The sequence below is a fragment of the Pseudomonas sp. NFACC02 genome (assembly GCF_900110765.1).
In the GTDB taxonomy this organism is placed as follows: Bacteria; Pseudomonadota; Gammaproteobacteria; order Pseudomonadales; family Pseudomonadaceae; genus Aquipseudomonas.
In genome coordinates, this window is sequence record NZ_FOEO01000014.1 from 116,971 (window position 1) to 133,684 (window position 16,714).

The 16,714-nt window shown below is 61.0% G+C and carries 14 protein-coding genes; 7 read left to right on the forward strand and 7 right to left on the reverse strand.

The annotated features are described in order from the left end of the window. The first annotated feature begins 13 nt into the window (after nucleotides 1-13). The 3 genes from purN to BMY73_RS14235 all read left to right on the forward strand — a co-directional run bounded on the left by purN (nucleotide 14) and on the right by BMY73_RS14235 (nucleotide 2,731). On the forward strand, nucleotides 14-676 hold the full coding sequence (purN, locus tag BMY73_RS14225) for a phosphoribosylglycinamide formyltransferase (protein WP_092407861.1): 663 nt from the start codon (nucleotides 14-16) through the stop codon (nucleotides 674-676). Between the two features lie 32 nt (nucleotides 677-708). Next, nucleotides 709-1,425, forward strand: a complete 717-nt coding sequence (locus tag BMY73_RS14230; protein WP_062380058.1) for a DUF3108 domain-containing protein — start codon at nucleotides 709-711, stop codon at nucleotides 1,423-1,425. A gap of 1,114 nt (nucleotides 1,426-2,539) precedes the next feature. Next, on the forward strand, nucleotides 2,540-2,731 hold the full coding sequence (locus BMY73_RS14235) for a hypothetical protein (RefSeq protein WP_062380056.1): 192 nt from the start codon (nucleotides 2,540-2,542) through the stop codon (nucleotides 2,729-2,731). Between the two features lie 51 nt (nucleotides 2,732-2,782). Here the strand turns inward: BMY73_RS14235 and BMY73_RS14240 are convergent, their stop codons facing one another. The 7 genes from BMY73_RS14240 to BMY73_RS14270 form a co-directional block, all read right to left on the reverse strand. Continuing rightward, nucleotides 2,783-3,325 (reverse strand): DUF2058 domain-containing protein, encoded by a 543-nt coding sequence (locus BMY73_RS14240; protein WP_092407837.1) that lies wholly within the window; start codon nucleotides 3,323-3,325, stop codon nucleotides 2,783-2,785. A gap of 26 nt (nucleotides 3,326-3,351) precedes the next feature. Continuing rightward, nucleotides 3,352-4,185, reverse strand: a complete 834-nt coding sequence (mazG, locus tag BMY73_RS14245; protein WP_092407839.1) for a nucleoside triphosphate pyrophosphohydrolase — start codon at nucleotides 4,183-4,185, stop codon at nucleotides 3,352-3,354. Nucleotides 4,186-4,328: 143 nt separating this feature from the next. After that, a complete protein-coding gene (relA, locus tag BMY73_RS14250; RefSeq protein WP_092407841.1) occupies nucleotides 4,329-6,572 on the reverse strand; it encodes a GTP diphosphokinase in 2,244 nt (747 codons plus the stop codon). A 159-nt stretch (nucleotides 6,573-6,731) separates the two neighbouring features. Next, nucleotides 6,732-8,087, reverse strand: coding sequence for a 23S rRNA (uracil(1939)-C(5))-methyltransferase RlmD (rlmD, locus tag BMY73_RS14255; RefSeq protein ID WP_092407843.1), 1,356 nt, complete (start codon nucleotides 8,085-8,087; stop codon nucleotides 6,732-6,734). Continuing rightward, nucleotides 8,087-8,989, reverse strand: a complete 903-nt coding sequence (cysM, locus tag BMY73_RS14260) for a cysteine synthase CysM (protein WP_062380047.1) — start codon at nucleotides 8,987-8,989, stop codon at nucleotides 8,087-8,089. The genes rlmD and cysM overlap by 1 nt, the downstream gene beginning before the upstream one ends. 265 nt (nucleotides 8,990-9,254) lie before the next feature. Next, a complete protein-coding gene (locus BMY73_RS14265) occupies nucleotides 9,255-10,634 on the reverse strand; it encodes a sensor histidine kinase (RefSeq protein WP_092407845.1) in 1,380 nt (459 codons plus the stop codon). After that, nucleotides 10,627-11,358 (reverse strand): response regulator transcription factor, encoded by a 732-nt coding sequence (locus tag BMY73_RS14270; protein ID WP_092407847.1) that lies wholly within the window; start codon nucleotides 11,356-11,358, stop codon nucleotides 10,627-10,629. Before BMY73_RS14270 ends, BMY73_RS14265 begins: the two co-directional genes overlap by 8 nt. 243 nt (nucleotides 11,359-11,601) lie before the next feature. On the opposite strand from BMY73_RS14270, the gene BMY73_RS14275 reads away from it, so the two are divergent. The 4 genes from BMY73_RS14275 to BMY73_RS14290 all read left to right on the forward strand — a co-directional run bounded on the left by BMY73_RS14275 (nucleotide 11,602) and on the right by BMY73_RS14290 (nucleotide 16,514). Further along, complete coding sequence (locus BMY73_RS14275) at nucleotides 11,602-14,355, forward strand: response regulator (RefSeq protein WP_092407849.1); 2,754 nt, start codon at nucleotides 11,602-11,604, stop codon at nucleotides 14,353-14,355. Nucleotides 14,356-14,523: 168 nt separating this feature from the next. Further along, a complete protein-coding gene (locus BMY73_RS14280; RefSeq protein WP_092407851.1) occupies nucleotides 14,524-15,507 on the forward strand; it encodes a 2-hydroxyacid dehydrogenase in 984 nt (327 codons plus the stop codon). 168 nt (nucleotides 15,508-15,675) lie between these two features. After that, a complete protein-coding gene (locus BMY73_RS14285) occupies nucleotides 15,676-16,113 on the forward strand; it encodes a hypothetical protein (protein ID WP_092407865.1) in 438 nt (145 codons plus the stop codon). After that, entirely contained in the window at nucleotides 16,110-16,514 is a 405-nt protein-coding gene (locus BMY73_RS14290; protein ID WP_092407863.1) for an META domain-containing protein, read from the forward strand. The genes BMY73_RS14285 and BMY73_RS14290 overlap by 4 nt, the downstream gene beginning before the upstream one ends. Nucleotides 16,515-16,714 lie beyond the last annotated feature (200 nt).

Here is a 16,714-nt window from a genome sequence, read left to right on the forward strand (position 1 = left end):
GCCCGACCTAGCGATGCCTGACGCACCCCAAGCGTGTGATGTTGTGGTGCTGTTGTCCGGCACCGGCGGCAACCTGCAAGCCATGATCGACAGCTTCCAGGACAGTTCCAGCCCGGCACGCATTCGCGCGGTGATTTCCAACCGCGCCGATGCTTACGGACTGGAGCGTGCCAGAAGCGCGGGGATCGAAACCCGCGTTCTCGACCACAAAGCGTACGAAGGTCGCGAGGCCTTCGATACGGCGCTGATCGAGTTGATCGATAGCTTTGCGCCCCAACTGGTGGTACTCGCCGGTTTCATGCGCATCCTCACACCGGGCTTCGTGCGTCACTACCACGGTCGGTTGCTCAATATTCACCCTTCCCTGCTTCCAGCGTATAAAGGCTTGCACACGCATCAACGCGTGCTTGAAGCAGGCGATGCCACCCATGGCTGCAGCGTGCACTTCGTCACCGAGGAACTCGATGGAGGGCCTCTGGTCGTACAAGCAGTTATTTCGGTAGAGTTGCACGACACGCCTGCCAGCCTGGCGCAACGGGTTCACACCCAGGAGCACCTGATTTACCCGCTGGCGATCCGCTGGTTCGCCGAAGGCCGATTGGTCCTGAGCGAACACGGCGCCTCACTGAACGGCCAGCCACTGGGGCCTGGCGGCTATCTGATCCAGGCCACTTAATTTAGCTCTTTAGTCCAAAGACAGGAGATTCTATGCGTCGCGCTTTGCTCTTCGCTTTCGCTCTGTTCGCAATCCCTGCGGTCAATGCGGCAGACCTTCAACCCTTCTCCGCCAGTTACACCGCTGACTTCAAACAACTCCCGGTCGGGGGCGGCAGCGCCACTCGCAGCCTGGAAAAAAACGCCAACGGCACCTGGACCCTGAGTTTCAAGGCGTCGATGATGATCGCCAGCCTGACTGAAATCAGCACGCTGAAATCCGAAAAGGACACCCTGCTGCCGCAGACTTATCACTTCGAACGTGGCGGCCTGGGCAAGAGCAAGAAGGTCGACCTGGTGTTCGACTGGCCCACCAAATTCATCACCGGCACCGACCGTGGCGATGCGGTCAAGATCCCGTTGAACACAGGCATTCTCGACAAATCCACCTACCAGCTTGCGCTGCAGCATGACGTCGCGGCAGGCAAGAAGAGCATGACGTATCAGGTGGTCGACGGTGACGAGGTCGATACCTATGACTTCCGTGTGCTGGGTACCGAGAAAGTCGACACCAAAGTCGGTTCGGTCGATGCAATCAAGGTGGAGCGCGTGCGTGATCCGACGCAAAACAAGCGCATTACCGTGATGTGGTTCGCCAAGGATTACGATTACCTGCTGGTTCGTTTGCAACAGGTTGAGACCGATGGCAAGGAATACAACATCATGCTGCAGGATGGCACGGTGAACGGTAAGGCCGTGAAAGGCAGCTGATTCCGGTTGTATTGTGTCCTTCAAGAACCCCGCTGATTGGCGGGGTTTTTTATTGGGGTTGGAGTTGGCGCTGCTGGCGAGGGGGTGTTTATCCTTGGTCGCTTGTGGCGCTCATGTTTGTTCTGCCTAACGGCAGAAGCGTTCCGCCTTCGGCGGGTTACTTGAAAAGACACCAAGTAACCAAGTGTCTAGGCTCCTGGTTGGGCTCCTCCTTCGTCGGAGTACCTTCACTCCGACGACGCTCCGTGGGCCCGCGCCGAACGGACATCCATGTCCTTGCGGCGCTCTCGCGGCATCCATGCCGCTCGGCCCACTCCGCATCGCCTGCGTTCAGCCTGCACCCAAGTCGCATTTGGTGGTGTCTGGGCTGTCGCGTACAAGAGCAACGCGGGCTGGAGCTAACGCTCCTCGCTTTTTGGGGTTATGCATCCGTTTCCAGCACTCCACTCCTACAGGGACTGCGTCAACCTGCGTGGAAACGATCAGAGATATTTCTGCTGCTGCTCTGCTGTTGCTTTTGCTTTTCGACCTCAATGGTCCAGACACCACCAAACGCGACTTGGGTGCAGGCCGAACGCAGGCGGCGCGAAGTGGGCCGAGCGGCATGGATGCCGCGAGAGCCGCCCCCGGCCATGGATGGCCGATGGCGGCGGGCCCACGGAGCGTCGCCGGAGTGAGGGTACGACGACGAAGGAGTCGCCAAACCGGGAGCCTGACCCTTGGCTGCCTCTTGAAACAAAGAGGGGGGTCCTTTCAAGTAACCCGCCGAAGGCGGAACAGTTTGGCCGTTAGGCCGAACCTAAAATGTCAGTACCACCAGAACTACCCCAAAAGCCCCTTGAGTCACCGTCGCCATTCACCTCACCTAACAAACCAAAACCGCCAGTTTTGCGGCACCGAATGTTCCCCAACCGAACATGAAACTTTCTTCACGCCCTCCAAATGAGTGTGACAAATCGCCGCATCCCCTTTTAAAACAACCCTTTACCCATTCTTTCAAAATCAACAAAAAACCTTTACCAAAATCGTCGGTTTACTTAGCCAGCTACCAAAATCTATAAAGAAACCACTGCGACGTCCTGCCGCAGATTTTAAAAAGTCAGGAGTTTTCAACATGACGGTAACTGTTACTGAACGCGACGACGCCCATATCTCCCACGAAAGCATCGCGGATGGCATTCAGATCTGGGATGTTCGCCAGCAAGACCAACTGGTAGGGATGTTCCACCATGAATCGGACGCACAGCGTTACGCAGCAGAGCTCGCGGAGCTGGAAGCCAAGAAGGCAGCGAGCAACTCGCAATAACGGAATCGCGACAAAACAAAACCCGCTCAGGCGGGTTTTGTTGTTACAGGCTTACCACATCAGATCGTCAGGGATCTTGTAGGCCGCGTACGGATCGTCGCCGTCCGGCTCCTCCGTTGGCTCGGTGAGCAGCACGATACGGCGAGGATCACGCTCCTGCACCTTGAGCGCCGCTTCGCGAGGGATGACTTCGTAGGTGCCACCGTGGTGGACGATCGCCAGCGAGCCGTTGCTCAGCTTGCTTCGCATCAGCGAGTTGACCGACAGGCGCTTGACCTTCTTGTCGTCGACGAAGTTGTAGTAATCCTCGGTGGTCAGCTTTGGCAGGCGCGTGGCTTCGATCAACTGCTTGACCTGAGCGGCACGGGCCTTTTGCTCGGCCTTTTCCTGCTGCTGACGGTTCAGTTCCTGGTCACGTCTGGCCTTCTCGGCCATGGCTTCCTGGGCGGCGCGCTGGCTGGCGTCGTCGGCAACCGCTTGGCCCTTGTGCACCAAACGCTGTTCTTTCTGCTTGGTTTTGGCGACCTGTTTGGCCTGCTTTTCGTTGACCAGACCTGCCTTGAGCAACTGGTCACGAAGGGAAATACCCGCCATTTATCTTCTCTCTCTCAATAGTCAACTCAACCGCAGTTGGGCGTGTTCTTTTCCTGACGCTTGGCTTCGCCCCAGAGCGCATCCATCTCTTCGAGGCTGCAATCTTCGATGGGGCGAGCGGTGTCGCGCAAGGCCTGTTCGATAAAACGAAAACGCCGCTCGAATTTGCCGTTGGCGGCGCGCAGGGCATTTTCCGGATCGACCTTGAGATGACGGGCCAGATTGACCACGACGAACAGCAGGTCCCCAATCTCTTCCTGGATGCCCTCACTGTCGTTGTCGGCCATGGCCTCGAGAACCTCATCGAGCTCCTCGCGCACCTTGTCGACCACGGGCAATGCGGCCGGCCAGTCAAAACCGACTTGCGCCGCACGCTTCTGTAACTTGGCGGCCCGCGCCAAGGCTGGCAGCACGTTTGGTACATCGTCCAGCAAGGACAGCTGCTCGGGCGCGTGAGCCTTCTCGGCACGCTCCTCGGCCTTGATCGCTTCCCATCGATGCTTGACCTGATCTTCGCTCAGACGCGGCGTTTCCAAGGGCGCATACAGGTCGCCCGTGGGAAAAACGTGGGGATGGCGGCGAATCAGTTTGCGTGTGATCCCGTCGACCACGGCATCGAACTCGAACCGCCCTTCTTCGCGCGCCAGCTGGCAGTAATACACCACCTGAAACAACAGATCGCCCAACTCGCCGCGCAGGTCATCGAAATCACCGCGTTCGATGGCATCGGCGACTTCATAGGCTTCTTCGAGGGTGTGGGGAACGATAGTCGCGTAATTCTGCTTGACGTCCCACGGACAGCCGTATTGCGGGTCGCGCAAACGGGCCATGAGGTTAAGCAGATCCTGGAGCTTATACATTGAAAGTCCTGTCGGTACTTCGGATCGAGACATTCGGCGCCTGAACCGCCGCCATCGCGAGCACGCTCACGCCTACAGGACATCGCGTTCCCCTGTAGGCGTGAGCGTGCTCGCGATCAGCGGTTGCCAGAAGCAAGCCCTGATCAAGGCGTACGATTACGCCGCGTCTCGATGATGTTCGGCAACTGAGATATCCGTCCCAACAACCGCCCCAGTGCATCCAGACCCGGAATCTCGATGGTCAGGGACATCAGTGCAGTGTTGTCTTCCTTGTTCGAGCGGGTATTGACGGCCAGCACGTTGATGCGTTCGTTGAGCAAGACCTGAGACACGTCACGCAGCAGACCGGAGCGGTCGTAGGCCCGAATGATGATGTCCACCGGGTAGGTGAGCACCGGCACCGGGCCCCAACTGACCTGGATGATCCGCTCAGGCTCGCGCCCGCCCAGTTGCAACACCGACGCGCAGTCCTGACGGTGAATGCTCACACCGCGGCCCTGGGTGATGTAACCGACGATGGCATCGCCCGGCAGCGGCTGGCAGCAGCCGGCCATCTGGGTCATCAGGTTACCGACGCCCTGAATCTGAATGTCGCCGCGTTTGCCCGGCTTGTACCCGGATGCCTTGCGCGGGATCAGTTCCAGTTGCTCGTTGCCGCGTTCAGGCTCGACCAGTTGCTGCGCCAGGTTGACCAGTTGCGCCAGACGCAGGTCGCCGGCACCGAGCGCGGCGAACATGTCTTCGGCGGTCTTCATGTTGGCTTTGTCCGCCAACTTGTCGAAGTCCACCTGTGGCAGCGCCAGACGGGCCAGTTCGCGCTCGAGCAAGACCTTGCCGGCCGCGACGTTCTGATCGCGCGCCTGCAGCTTGAACCAGTGGACGATCTTCGCCCGCGCTCGCGAGGTGGTGATGTAGCCCAGGTTCGAGTTCAGCCAGTCGCGGCTTGGGGTGCCGTGCTTGCTGGTGATGATCTCGACCTGTTCACCGGTCTGCAGGCTGTAGTTGAGCGGCACGATGCGGCCGTTGATCTTCGCGCCACGGCAGTTATGCCCGATTTCGGTGTGGACGCGATAGGCAAAGTCCAGCGGCGTCGCGCCTTTGGGCAGGTCGATGGCGTGACCGTCCGGGGTGAACACGTACACCCGGTCAGGCTCGATGTCGACGCGCAGTTGCTCGGCCAGACCACCGATGTCGCCCAGTTCCTCATGCCATTCCAGTACCTGGCGCAGCCACGAGATTTTCTCTTCGTAATGGTTGGAGCTGGATTTGACGTCAGTGCCTTTGTATTTCCAGTGGGCACAGACGCCGAGCTCGGCTTCTTCGTGCATCGCGTGGGTGCGGATCTGCACTTCCAGCACCTTGCCCTCGGGACCGATCACGGCCGTGTGCAGCGAACGGTAGCCGTTCTCCTTGGGGTTGGCGATGTAGTCGTCGAACTCCTTGGGAATGTGCCGCCACAGGGTGTGGACGATCCCGAGCGCGGTGTAGCAGTCGCGCATTTCCGGCACCAGTACCCGCACGGCGCGAACGTCGTAGATCTGGCTGAACTCCAGACCTTTGCGCTGCATTTTGCGCCAGATCGAATAGATGTGTTTGGCACGACCACTGATGTCGGCGGTCACGCCGGTGGCCAGCAGTTCATTTTCCAGCTGCGACATGACGTCGGTGATGAAGCGCTCGCGATCCAGGCGACGCTCGTGCAGCAGCTTGGCGATCTGCTTGTACTGCTCAGGCTCCAGGTACCGGAAGGACAGGTCCTCCAGCTCCCATTTGATATGACCGATGCCGAGGCGGTGCGCGAGTGGCGCATAGATGTCGAAGACCTCCCGGGCAACCCGGTTGCGCTTCTCATCGTCGGTGTTCTTGACCGCACGGATCGCGCAGGTGCGCTCGGCCAGTTTGATCAGGGCGACGCGGACGTCATCCACCATCGCGACCAGCATCTTGCGCAGGTTCTCGACCTGCGCCTGAGTGCCCAATACCAACGATTGACGCGGACTGAGGCTGGCGCTGATAGCGGCCATGCGCAGCACGCCATCGATCAGCTTGGCCACCGTGGGACCAAACCGCTGACTGACGTCCGGCAGCGGGATCTTGCCCTCGCGCACGCCCCGATAAATCACGGCCGCGATGAGCGAGTCCTGATCGAGCTTGAGATCGGCCAGAATTTCAGCGATTTCCAGGCCCGTCTGAAAACTCGACGTGCCTTCCGCCCAGAGGTTCTTGGCGGCGTTGTCCTGTTGCTCGGCTTGCCGGGCAAATTCACAGGCCTCTTTGAGCGCCTGTCGGTCCACTGCGAGGTCGACGCTGACCACATGATCAAGCCACGCGTCGAGATTGATACTGCCGTCTGTGTTTATCGGCTGGTGTGCTCTCACCTGTACCATGTTGCTTACCTTCCCTACGGCGCGATGAAATGCGCCATCAGTCGCCAGCCTTCTTCAGCGCACGCACCTTGCGGGCCATGCAAGATCGCATACGCGGGCCAGTCGGATTAAACGAGAGTCCCTGTAAGACACCGGTCCGCTTCCTTGAACCGCACCGTCTCACTTACTCGCTTCAAATAACGCCATTGCCTCGACATGCGCTGTCTGCGGGAACATATCGAGGATTCCGGCACGTTTTAATCGGTAGCCCTGCTTGATCAATTCGACCGTGTCACGCGCCAAAGTTGCCGGATTGCACGACACGTAAAGTAACCGTTCAGCACCCAACGACTTGAGCTTGCCGACCACTTCAAATGCCCCGTCTCGCGGAGGATCGAGCAGTACTGCGCGGAAACCTTCCGCCACCCAGGGCGCCTTGTCCAGCGGCTGCGACAGATCCGCCTGAAAAAACGTCACATTATGCAAATCATTGCCGACTGCGTTGCCGGTTGCACGCTGGACCATCGTCTCGACCCCCTCCACCGCCACCACGTCGCGCGTGATCTGCGCCAGCGGTAGAGCGAAGTTACCAAGCCCGCAGAACAAGTCCAGCACTCGTTCATCTGCACCCGGTGCAAGCCACGCCAGCGCCTGCTGGATCATCGCCGTGTTGACCTGCGCGTTGACCTGGACGAAGTCGCCCGGCCGGTACGCCAGCTCCAGATTCCAGGGTTCCAGACGAAAGCCCAGGTGCGCCGAAGCGTCCACAGGCTGTGGGCCATCCTCGCCGTGCAACCACAGTTGCGCGTCGTGGGTTTCGCAGAAGGCCTGGAGAATGTCGAGGTCCTTGTCCGCCAGCGGCGCGGTATGGCGCAACAGCACGGCGTTGGCCGAACCGCTGAACAACTCGACGTGCCCCAACGCTTGCGGCTTGCTCAAGCGCCCGAGCATCTCCGGTAACGCCGTCATGATCGGTTGCAAGGCCTGTACCAGCACCGGGCATTGATCGATGGCGATGATGTCCTGACTGGATGCAGCCCGAAACCCGACCTCGAGGCGTTTACCTTTCGGGTCCCAGCGAACAGCAACGCGAGCCCGCCGGCGGTAGGCGTATTCGTCCCCCGTCAGCGGCGCGGCCCACTCATCAGGCTCGACACCAGCCACGCGACTCAACTGCTCGGCGAGCATGCGCTGTTTCAGGGCAAGCTGTTCGTCGTGGGGCATCTGCTGCACGCTGCAGCCACCGCAACGACCGAAGTGCGGGCACGCTGGCTGACGACGCAGAGGGCTGGCGCTGAACACCCGCTCGGTGCGGGCCTCGACCACCTTGCCATGCGCACCGAGCACGCGGGCCTCCACCTCTTCGCCGGCCAGCGAGCCCGCCACGAACCAGGTGCGACCGTCGACAAAACCGATGCCACGGCCGTCATTGGACAGGCGCTCAATGGTCAGGCGTTGTTTCTTACCGGTAGGGACCTGCGTTGTCCGGGTGCCGCCACTGGGCTGGAAACGCAGGCCAGCATCACGCCTGGCCATCAGTTGGGCGCATCGTAGACACCGGTCGACAGGTAACGGTCGCCACGGTCACAGATGATCGCGACCATGACCGCGTTCTCGACTTCCCGGGACAGACGCAGCATGCCGGCCACGGCGCCGCCCGACGACACGCCACAGAAAATGCCTTCTTCACGGGCCAGACGCCGCATGACGTCCTCGGCTTCGCTCTGGGCCATGTCCATGATCCGGTCGACGCGGTCGGCCTGATAGATCTTCGGCAGGTATTCCTGCGGCCAGCGACGGATGCCGGGAATCGCCGAGCCGTCCATGGGCTGCAAACCGACGATCTGGACGTTCGGGTTCTGTTCCTTGAGGTAACGCGAGGTGCCCATGATGGTGCCCGTGGTCCCCATGGAGCTGACGAAGTGGGTGATGGTGCCGCCGGTCTGCCGCCAGATTTCGGGGCCGGTGCCGACATAATGCGCTTCTGGATTGTCGCCGTTGGCAAACTGGTCCAGCACCTTGCCACGGCCTTCGGCCTGCATGCGCTCGGCCAGATCACGGGCGCCTTCCATGCCTTCTTCCTTGCTGACGAGAATCAACTCGGCGCCATACGCCGTCATCGCCGCCTTGCGCTCGGCACTGGAGTTGTCCGGCATGATCAGAATCATGCGGTAGCCCTTGATCGCGGCGGCCATGGCCAGGGCGATGCCGGTGTTGCCGGAGGTGGCTTCGATCAGGGTGTCGCCCTGGTGGATCTGTCCGCGCAACTCGGCGCGGGTGATCATCGACAGCGCCGGGCGATCCTTTACGGAACCGGCCGGATTATTGCCTTCCAGCTTGAGAAGCAACGTGTTGCTGGTGTTCCCGGCCATGCGTTGCAGACGCACCAGCGGGGTGTTGCCGACGCAATCGGCGATGGTTTGATACTGCAGGGTCATGGCGTGTTCGCGATCCAGACGTGCGGGGGTCGCCTATCATACCGGCAATCGCTCCAAGCCCATATCACGCAAAGTGAGTTGGATATGGCGAAAAGGAATAAGCGGATCATCCCGAGCAAAACGGTGACGCCATTGCCTCCAACCTGCAGGAGCGCTTGGTCTGCGCCGTATCCGGGCGAATGCAGTGTGTCAGCCGATAAATCTGTCATGGGAAGATCGCATTCGCGAGCAAGCTTGCTTCCACAGAATCGCCGTGCAGCCCGACTCAAACGACCGCATCGACCTCACGCGCTGGCAGTCGCATGATCATCCGCAAGCCCTGCGCCGTGTTCTCGGCCCACATGTCGCCGCCCTGAAGCCGCAGCGAGTTGCGTGCGATGCTCAGGCCCAGGCCGAACCCGCCATCTCCCGGTCGAGCGCCATCGAGGCGAATGAACGGCGCAAAGATCCGTTCCAGATCGCTGTCGTCCACACCCCCGCCCTGGTCTTCCAGCCATAGCAGCCAGTCGTCGCCGTCACGCCGTCCGCCCAAACGAACGATGCCTGCCGGCGGCGAATGACGTATGGCGTTGCGCAGAATGTTTTCCAGTGCCTGGGCCAAGGTGTTCAGGTGACCGCGCACCCAGCACTGGCTGTCCAGGTCGCACACCAGTTGACGGGCAGGCCAGCAGCTTTCGAAGCAGGCGTTGTCGACCAGCATGTCCCACAAGGCCAGTACCTCGATATCCTCGTCGGGCAGTTTCTCCCGTTCGGCATCCAGCCACGCCAGGTGCAACGTGTCATCCACCAGCCGACGCATGCCTTCGACCTCACGGCTCAACCGGTCGCGCAGTTGCGGAAGGCTTTGTTCGCTGTCGCAGGCCACACGCAGCCGACTCAGCGGCGTGCGCAGTTCATGGGACAAATCGCGCAGCAGTTGCTGCTGAATCTGCACCGTGGACTGCAAGCGGCTGGCCATGTGATCGAATGCACGGTTGAGCTCACCCAACTCGTCCTGACGCGACGTCATCTGCGCCGACAGGCGATTGGAAAGGCGGTCGGCACGCCAGGCATTGGCCTGTTCACGCAGTTGATTGAGCGGACGAATCAGCAGACGGTACAGCCCGATGCACAACAACAGGGTGAACAACGCCGGCATGACCACGCTGGTCAGCAGTTGCCAGACCCACGCATGACGTCCCGGCTTGAAGCGCTCGGGCAACTCGATGACCAGACTGCCCGCGCTTGGCAGCTCGGGAAATGGAATCTTCAGCCAAGGCGTTGTCTTCTGGCGCCGGCTCATGGGCCAGTCGACGCCGCGCAAGAAGGTCAGGCGCTGCATCTGACTGTCGTCGAACGGCACGCTGCTCAGTGACTGCAGGTCAGGGCCTATTACCCCGACCCAGCCCTTTTCCTGACTGCGAATCTCTTGCAGCCACCGGTCGATGCCGGGCCGGTTACCTGCATGCCACGCGTGTTCTGCCTCGGCGGCATACCCGTTGAGCACCTGACGGGCATCGGCTGTCAGGTAGGCATTCTGTGTTTCCACATAACGACCCCAGTACCAACTGAGCCAGATCATCAACAAGCAGAATCCCACCAGCAGGACGGCCAGTTTCCAGAACAACGAATGCCTGCCCGGCAGGCGTGGACGGTGCTTACGCATCCGGTTCGGACTCGGTCAGCACATACCCTTTGCCCCACACCGTACGCACCTGATGCGCTTCGTAGCCGATCGCCTTGAGTTTGCGGCGAATCTGGCTGATGTGCATGTCCAGGCTTCGGTCATGCTGCGAATACCCGCGCTGCAAGACATGCTGATAAAGGAAGGGTTTGCTCAGAACGTCTTCCGGATTGCGCCACAGGGTTTCCAGCAACCGGTATTCGCTGGGCGTCAGTTGCGCGGCCTTGCGACCAAAGCTGACATCGCACAGGCCCTCGTCGAACCTGAGGTCGTCCGGGCGGGGCACGGCCGCTGCGACAACAGGGGTCTGAAAGCGGCGCTCAAGCTCGACTCGACGCAGGATCGCTTCGATGCGCACGCGCAGCTCGTCGACGCTGAAGGGTTTGGGCAGATAATCGTCCGCCCCGTTTTGGAAACCCGTGATGCGATCCGCTTCGGCGCCGAGCGCGGACATCAGAATGATCGGCATCGTGTGCCGGCGGCGCAGGCGGGACAGGATGTCCAGGCCGTTCATGCCCGGCAGCAGGATGTCCATGAGGACCACATCGAACGGCTCACGCTGGGCACGCTCGAGCCCTTGCGCACCGTTCTGGCACCAGGTCACGCGGAAGCCGCACCGGTTCAGCGAGTCATGTACAAACGCCCCAAGCACGGGATCGTCCTCAATGGCGAGTATGCTGGGGCGGTGAATGATTGCGGGATTCATTGGCGTCTGCGACTGATTCTCAGGCCGCGATTATTCAAGATTGCGCGGTCACCGGCAATGGCGGCGCAACGACACGCGAGGCCAGGGCGTCTGTCCATCGTCTATTTAGCCGCGATTAGACGCGCGCAAGTGGCTACACTGCGCACATCACCCAAGGCGCTTCGCAGCGAATAACAGGCAACCATGGCGCAGGTCTTGCTGAACGTCCTGGCCATGTGACTCAAGATTGCCGGAGAAAAAAGTGTGCTGAATAAATTGGGCATCAAAGGCCGCGTATTGCTGCTGACCCTGCTCCCGGCCTGTCTGATGGCGGCGCTGCTGGGCGGTTATTTCACCTGGATGCAGCTCTCGGAGTTGCAAACCCAGTTGCTCAAGCGCGGCGAAATGATCGCCAACGAACTGGCCCCGCTGTCGGCCACCGCATTGGCCAGCAGCGACAAAGCGATGCTCGAACGCATCGCAGGCCAGGTGCTGGAGCAGGCCGACGTGCGCGCGGTCTCCTTCCTTGACGCTGAGCACAACCCGCTCGCACATGCGGGTCCGACCATGATCAATCAGGTGCCGACCGGTAACAGCACCCACCTGTTGCAACGTTCCGAGAACGACGCCACGCGGTATCTGATGCCCGTGTTCGGACGCAATCGCCACCTGACCGGTGACGTCGTTCCGGCCGAGGCCGACCGTTTGCTGGGCTGGGTGGAGCTGGAACTGTCCCACAGTGGCACGCTGCTGCGCGGCTATCGCAGCCTGTTCGCCAGTCTGGTGCTGATCGTGATCGGGCTCGGTCTCACCGCCATGCTTGCATTGCGCATGAGCCGCACCATCAATGGCCCTATCGAGCAGATCAAACACGTGGTGGCCCAACTGAAGGACGGCAACCTGGAAGCGCGCCTGCCGCCCATGGGGAGCAACGAACTGGACGAACTCGGTTCGGGCATCAACCGCATGGCCGCGACATTGCAAAATGCGCAGGAAGAGCTGCAGCACAGCATCGAACAGGCGACCGAGGACGTCCGGCAGAATCTGGAAACCATCGAGATTCAGAACATCGAGCTGGACCTCGCCCGCAAAGAAGCGCTGGAAGCCAGCCGGATCAAATCCGAGTTCCTGGCCAACATGAGCCACGAGATTCGTACGCCACTCAACGGCATTCTTGGTTTTACGCATCTGCTGCAAAAGAGCGAGCTGACCCCGCGCCAGCACGACTATCTAGGCACTATCGAAAAGTCAGCCGACAGCCTGCTGGGCATCATCAACGAAATCCTCGACTTCTCGAAGATCGAGGCCGGCAAGCTGGTGCTCGATGCCATCCCGTTCAACCTGCGCGACCTGCTGCAAGACACCCTGACCATCCTCGCCCCCGCCGCCCACGCCAAACAACTGGAGCTGGTGAGCCTGGTCTATCGCGACACACCGTTGTCGCTGGTGGGCGACCCGTTGCGACTCAAACAGATCCTGACCAACCTGGTGAGCAATGCCATCAAGTTCACCCGTGAAGGCACCATCGTTGCGCGCGCCATGCTCGAAGACGAGCAGGATGACACGGTCCAGCTGCGCATCAGTGTGCAAGACACCGGCATCGGCCTGTCCAGTCAGGACGTGCGCGCGTTGTTTCAGGCATTCAGTCAGGCCGACAACTCACTGTCTCGCCATTCGGGAGGCACCGGCCTGGGTCTGGTGATTTCCAAGCGGCTGATTGAACAGATGGGCGGCGAGATCGGCGTCGAAAGCACCCCCGGCGAAGGTTCGGAATTCTGGATCAGCGTGACCTTGCCGAAAACCCGCGCCGACCTTGAAGACCTGCCCGCCCCACCCTTGATCGGCCGCCGCGTGGCGGTGCTCGAACATCACGACCTGGCGCGTCAGGCGCTGGAACACCAGTTGGAAGATTGCGGGCTGCAGCCCATGGTGTTCAACAATCTGGAAAACCTGATCAACGGCGTGACCGTGGTACACCAGACGCCCCACGCCATCGACATGGCCGTGCTCGGTGTCACCGCCCACGAACTGCCGCCCGAGCGTCTGCGTCAGCAGATATGGGACCTTGAGAACCTCGACTGCAAAGTGCTGGTGTTGTGCCCGACGACGGAGCAGGCGCTCTATCAACTTTCGGTGCCCGACGCTTACAGCCAGTTACAGGCCAAGCCTGCGTGTACACGTAAGTTGCGTCGGGCGCTGTCAGAACTGATCAACCCCAAGCAGCTGCGCAACGAGGTGCCCGAACCCCTGCCAAGCCGACCGCCGCGGATTCTCTGCGTCGACGACAACCCGGCGAACCTGTTGCTGGTGCAGACGCTGCTGGAAGACATGGGCGCCAAGGTGCTCGCCGTGGACAGCGGCTATGCGGCCGTTCAGGCGGTGCAGGAAGAAACCTTCGATCTGGTGTTGATGGACGTGCAGATGCCCGGCATGGACGGGCGTCAGGCCACCGAGGCCATTCGTAGCTGGGAACTGGAGCGCCAGGCGACCTCACTGCCGATCGTCGCCCTCACCGCCCATGCCATGGCCAACGAGAAGCGCGCGCTGCTGCAAAGCGGCATGGACGACTACCTGACCAAGCCCATCAGCGAACGGCAGCTGGCGCAGGTCGTGCTGAAATGGACCGGTCTTGCGCTGCGCAACCAGGCACCCGAGCGCCACCATGAGATCAGCCAGGGCGGTGTCAACCTGCAAGTGCTGGATCATGAGGAAGGGTTGCGCCTGGCGGCTGGCAAGGCCGACCTGGCCGCCGACATGCTGGCGATGCTGCTGGCGTCACTGGACACCGACCGCGAAGCCATCCGGGCCGCACGCGAGGCGGGTGATCATGTCGCCCTGATCGAACGCGTCCATCGCCTGCACGGCGCAACCCGCTACTGCGGCGTGCCGCAACTGCGCGCCGCTTGCCAACGCAGCGAAACCCTGCTCAAGCAGGACTCGCCGGACAGCGATGCAGCGCTCAATGATCTGGAGAAAGCCATCACGCGACTGGAAATCGAGGCACGGGTGAGTGCGTGATGTGGATCAGTGCGCAGTCGAAGCGGATGAATACCCTGTAGGCGCGTGCTTGCCCGCGATTCGGTGGTGAATCCAAAACATGTGCATCGGATCGACCGGTCATTCGCCGGCAAGCGCACTCCGACAACAGTGATGGGTCGACTGCGAAACTTTCAGAAAGGAACCACCATGCGCACCCTCCTCTACAGCAGCCAGACCTACGACCGAGAAAGTTTTCTCTCGGCCAATGTGCCCGCCGAGATCGAATTGCACTTCCAGCCTGCACGGCTGACGCTGGACACGGTGGCCCTGGCGAATCAGTACCCGGTGGTCTGCGCGTTCATCAATGACGACCTGAGCGCCCCCGTCCTTGAACACCTGGCGGCGGGCGGCACGAAACTGATCGCGTTGCGCTCGGCGGGTTTTAACCATGTCGACCTGCCCACCGCCCAACGTCTGGGCCTCAGCGTCGTTCGCGTGCCGGCGTACTCACCCCATGCCGTCGCCGAACACGCGGTGGCCTTGATCCTCTCGCTCAATCGCCACCTGCACCGGGCCTGCAACCGCACGCGCGATGGGGATTTCACGCTGCACGGGCTGACCGGGTTCGACCTGGTGGGCAAGACCGTGGGCGTGGTCGGCACCGGGCAGATCGGCGCCACCTTCGCGCGGATCATGTCCGGTTTCGGCTGTGAGTTGCTGGCGTATGACCCCTTCCCCAATCCGCAGGTGGAAGCGCTGGGGGCACGGTACCTGTCGCTGGATCAAGTGCTGGCCGAGGCGCAGATCGTCAGCCTTCACTGCCCGCTCAATGAACACACCCGCCATCTGATCAATCAAGCCTCGCTGCAGCGCATGCAACGTGGCGCGATGCTGATCAACACCGGTCGCGGGGCGCTGGTCGATACACCCGCACTGATCGAAGCGCTGAAGAGCGGCCAGCTAGGCTACCTCGGGCTGGACGTATACGAGGAAGAAGCGCAACTGTTCTTCGAAGACCGTTCGGACCTTCCGTTGCAGGATGATGTGCTTGCACGCCTGCTGACCTTTCCCAATGTGGTGGTGACGGCGCATCAGGCGTTCCTGACCAGGGAAGCGCTGGGTGCGATTGCGCAGACGACGCTGGATAACATCATGAGTTGGGCAGCAGGGACTCCGCAAAACAGTGTCTGAGCGTCGATCCCTCAGACAGCCTCCTGACGTCTTCGCGAGCAAGCTCGCTTCCACACCACAGGGGGGGGACTGCCCCAACGTCTCCCGTTTTCAACACCGCTGGCCGCCCACCGGCAGCGGGCATCGGCGATCTAAAGTGTTAGCATGCGCGCCTATTTGGAGACCCTCATGGCCGAACACGATTTTCGCTACAGCATGCTCACCCCTCACCACACCCTGATCGAATGCCGCAGCCTGGCGGTCGGTCGCTATCAAGTGACCGGCAACGGCGGATCGATCAAGCACGACGACGTGCTGCTGGTGACCGTCAAAGGCAGCAAAGACCTGTACATGCGCCTGAAAGTGGAAAAAGTCCGCCACTTGATCAACCCTCCGGGACAGTGGGTGGCGGTCGCCAACGGCCCTGCGTTTACCGAGCTGGCGATCCATCAATGGAAGGTCAACTGCAACGGTTGCGGCAAAGAGCAAGACATCGAGTTCATGGTCGACGGCAAGGAAGGCAAAAAAGCCCTGAAGCCCGCCGCCACCGCGCGCATTGCTGAACTAGGCTGGAAAACCGTCGGTGAGCACCACCTGTGCCCGGCCTGCGCGAAAAACGCCGCATGAAATCGCTTGTGCTGACCGTGCTCGCGGCCGCCACGCTGGCGGGCTGTGCAACCGACACCGACGCGCTCAAGCGTGATCACGGTTATGTGCTGGAGTGGATTGGCGAACGTCCGCTGATCGACAACAGCCACTTGACCATGACCCTAGGCAATGATGGCCGCGCCTACGGCAATGCGGGATGCAATCACTGGTTCGCGTCGTACCGGCTGGAGGGTGACAGCCTCGGCTTCGGCCCGGTGGGCAGCACCCGCAAACGCTGTGCGCCCGCCTTGATGGAACAGGAACACCGTTTTCTGGATGCCCTGGGCCAGGTTCAGCGGTGGGATGTGTCAGAGGTGGAGCAGTTGCGTTTGTGGCCCGCGCAGGGATTGCCGTTGCGGTTCTGGCTGGAAGAAGGCTAAGCACACACCCCGCGATCTGCCGGGAACCGGCAGCAAAACAGGTGCATGCGGTTTAGTTTTTGAGGTTCGCGGTGGGTGGGTTTGTTGGGTTTGGCATTGGAAGGGTGGGCAGATCCATTATCTCGGGTGGCGCCGATTCACCTTTCCGCCCCTCCGGCGGGTCACTTTTGAAAAGGCACCAAAAGTAACCAAAAGTGCCC

Excerpts from the sequence above, each read along its gene's own strand:
- purN (WP_092407861.1), top strand. The coding sequence starts at position 14 with ATGCCTGACGCACCCCAAGCGTGTGATGTTGTGGTGCTGTTGTCCGGC.
- BMY73_RS14230 (WP_062380058.1), top strand. The coding sequence starts at position 709 with ATGCGTCGCGCTTTGCTCTTCGCTTTCGCTCTGTTCGCAATCCCTGCG.
- BMY73_RS14235 (WP_062380056.1), top strand. The coding sequence starts at position 2,540 with ATGACGGTAACTGTTACTGAACGCGACGACGCCCATATCTCCCACGAA.
- BMY73_RS14240 (WP_092407837.1), bottom strand. The coding sequence starts at position 3,325 with ATGGCGGGTATTTCCCTTCGTGACCAGTTGCTCAAGGCAGGTCTGGTC.
- mazG (WP_092407839.1), bottom strand. The coding sequence starts at position 4,185 with ATGTATAAGCTCCAGGATCTGCTTAACCTCATGGCCCGTTTGCGCGAC.
- relA (WP_092407841.1), bottom strand. The coding sequence starts at position 6,572 with ATGGTACAGGTGAGAGCACACCAGCCGATAAACACAGACGGCAGTATC.
- rlmD (WP_092407843.1), bottom strand. The coding sequence starts at position 8,087 with ATGGCCAGGCGTGATGCTGGCCTGCGTTTCCAGCCCAGTGGCGGCACC.
- cysM (WP_062380047.1), bottom strand. The coding sequence starts at position 8,989 with ATGACCCTGCAGTATCAAACCATCGCCGATTGCGTCGGCAACACCCCG.
- BMY73_RS14265 (WP_092407845.1), bottom strand. The coding sequence starts at position 10,634 with ATGCGTAAGCACCGTCCACGCCTGCCGGGCAGGCATTCGTTGTTCTGG.
- BMY73_RS14270 (WP_092407847.1), bottom strand. The coding sequence starts at position 11,358 with ATGAATCCCGCAATCATTCACCGCCCCAGCATACTCGCCATTGAGGAC.
- BMY73_RS14280 (WP_092407851.1), top strand. The coding sequence starts at position 14,524 with ATGCGCACCCTCCTCTACAGCAGCCAGACCTACGACCGAGAAAGTTTT.
- BMY73_RS14285 (WP_092407865.1), top strand. The coding sequence starts at position 15,676 with ATGGCCGAACACGATTTTCGCTACAGCATGCTCACCCCTCACCACACC.
- BMY73_RS14290 (WP_092407863.1), top strand. The coding sequence starts at position 16,110 with ATGAAATCGCTTGTGCTGACCGTGCTCGCGGCCGCCACGCTGGCGGGC.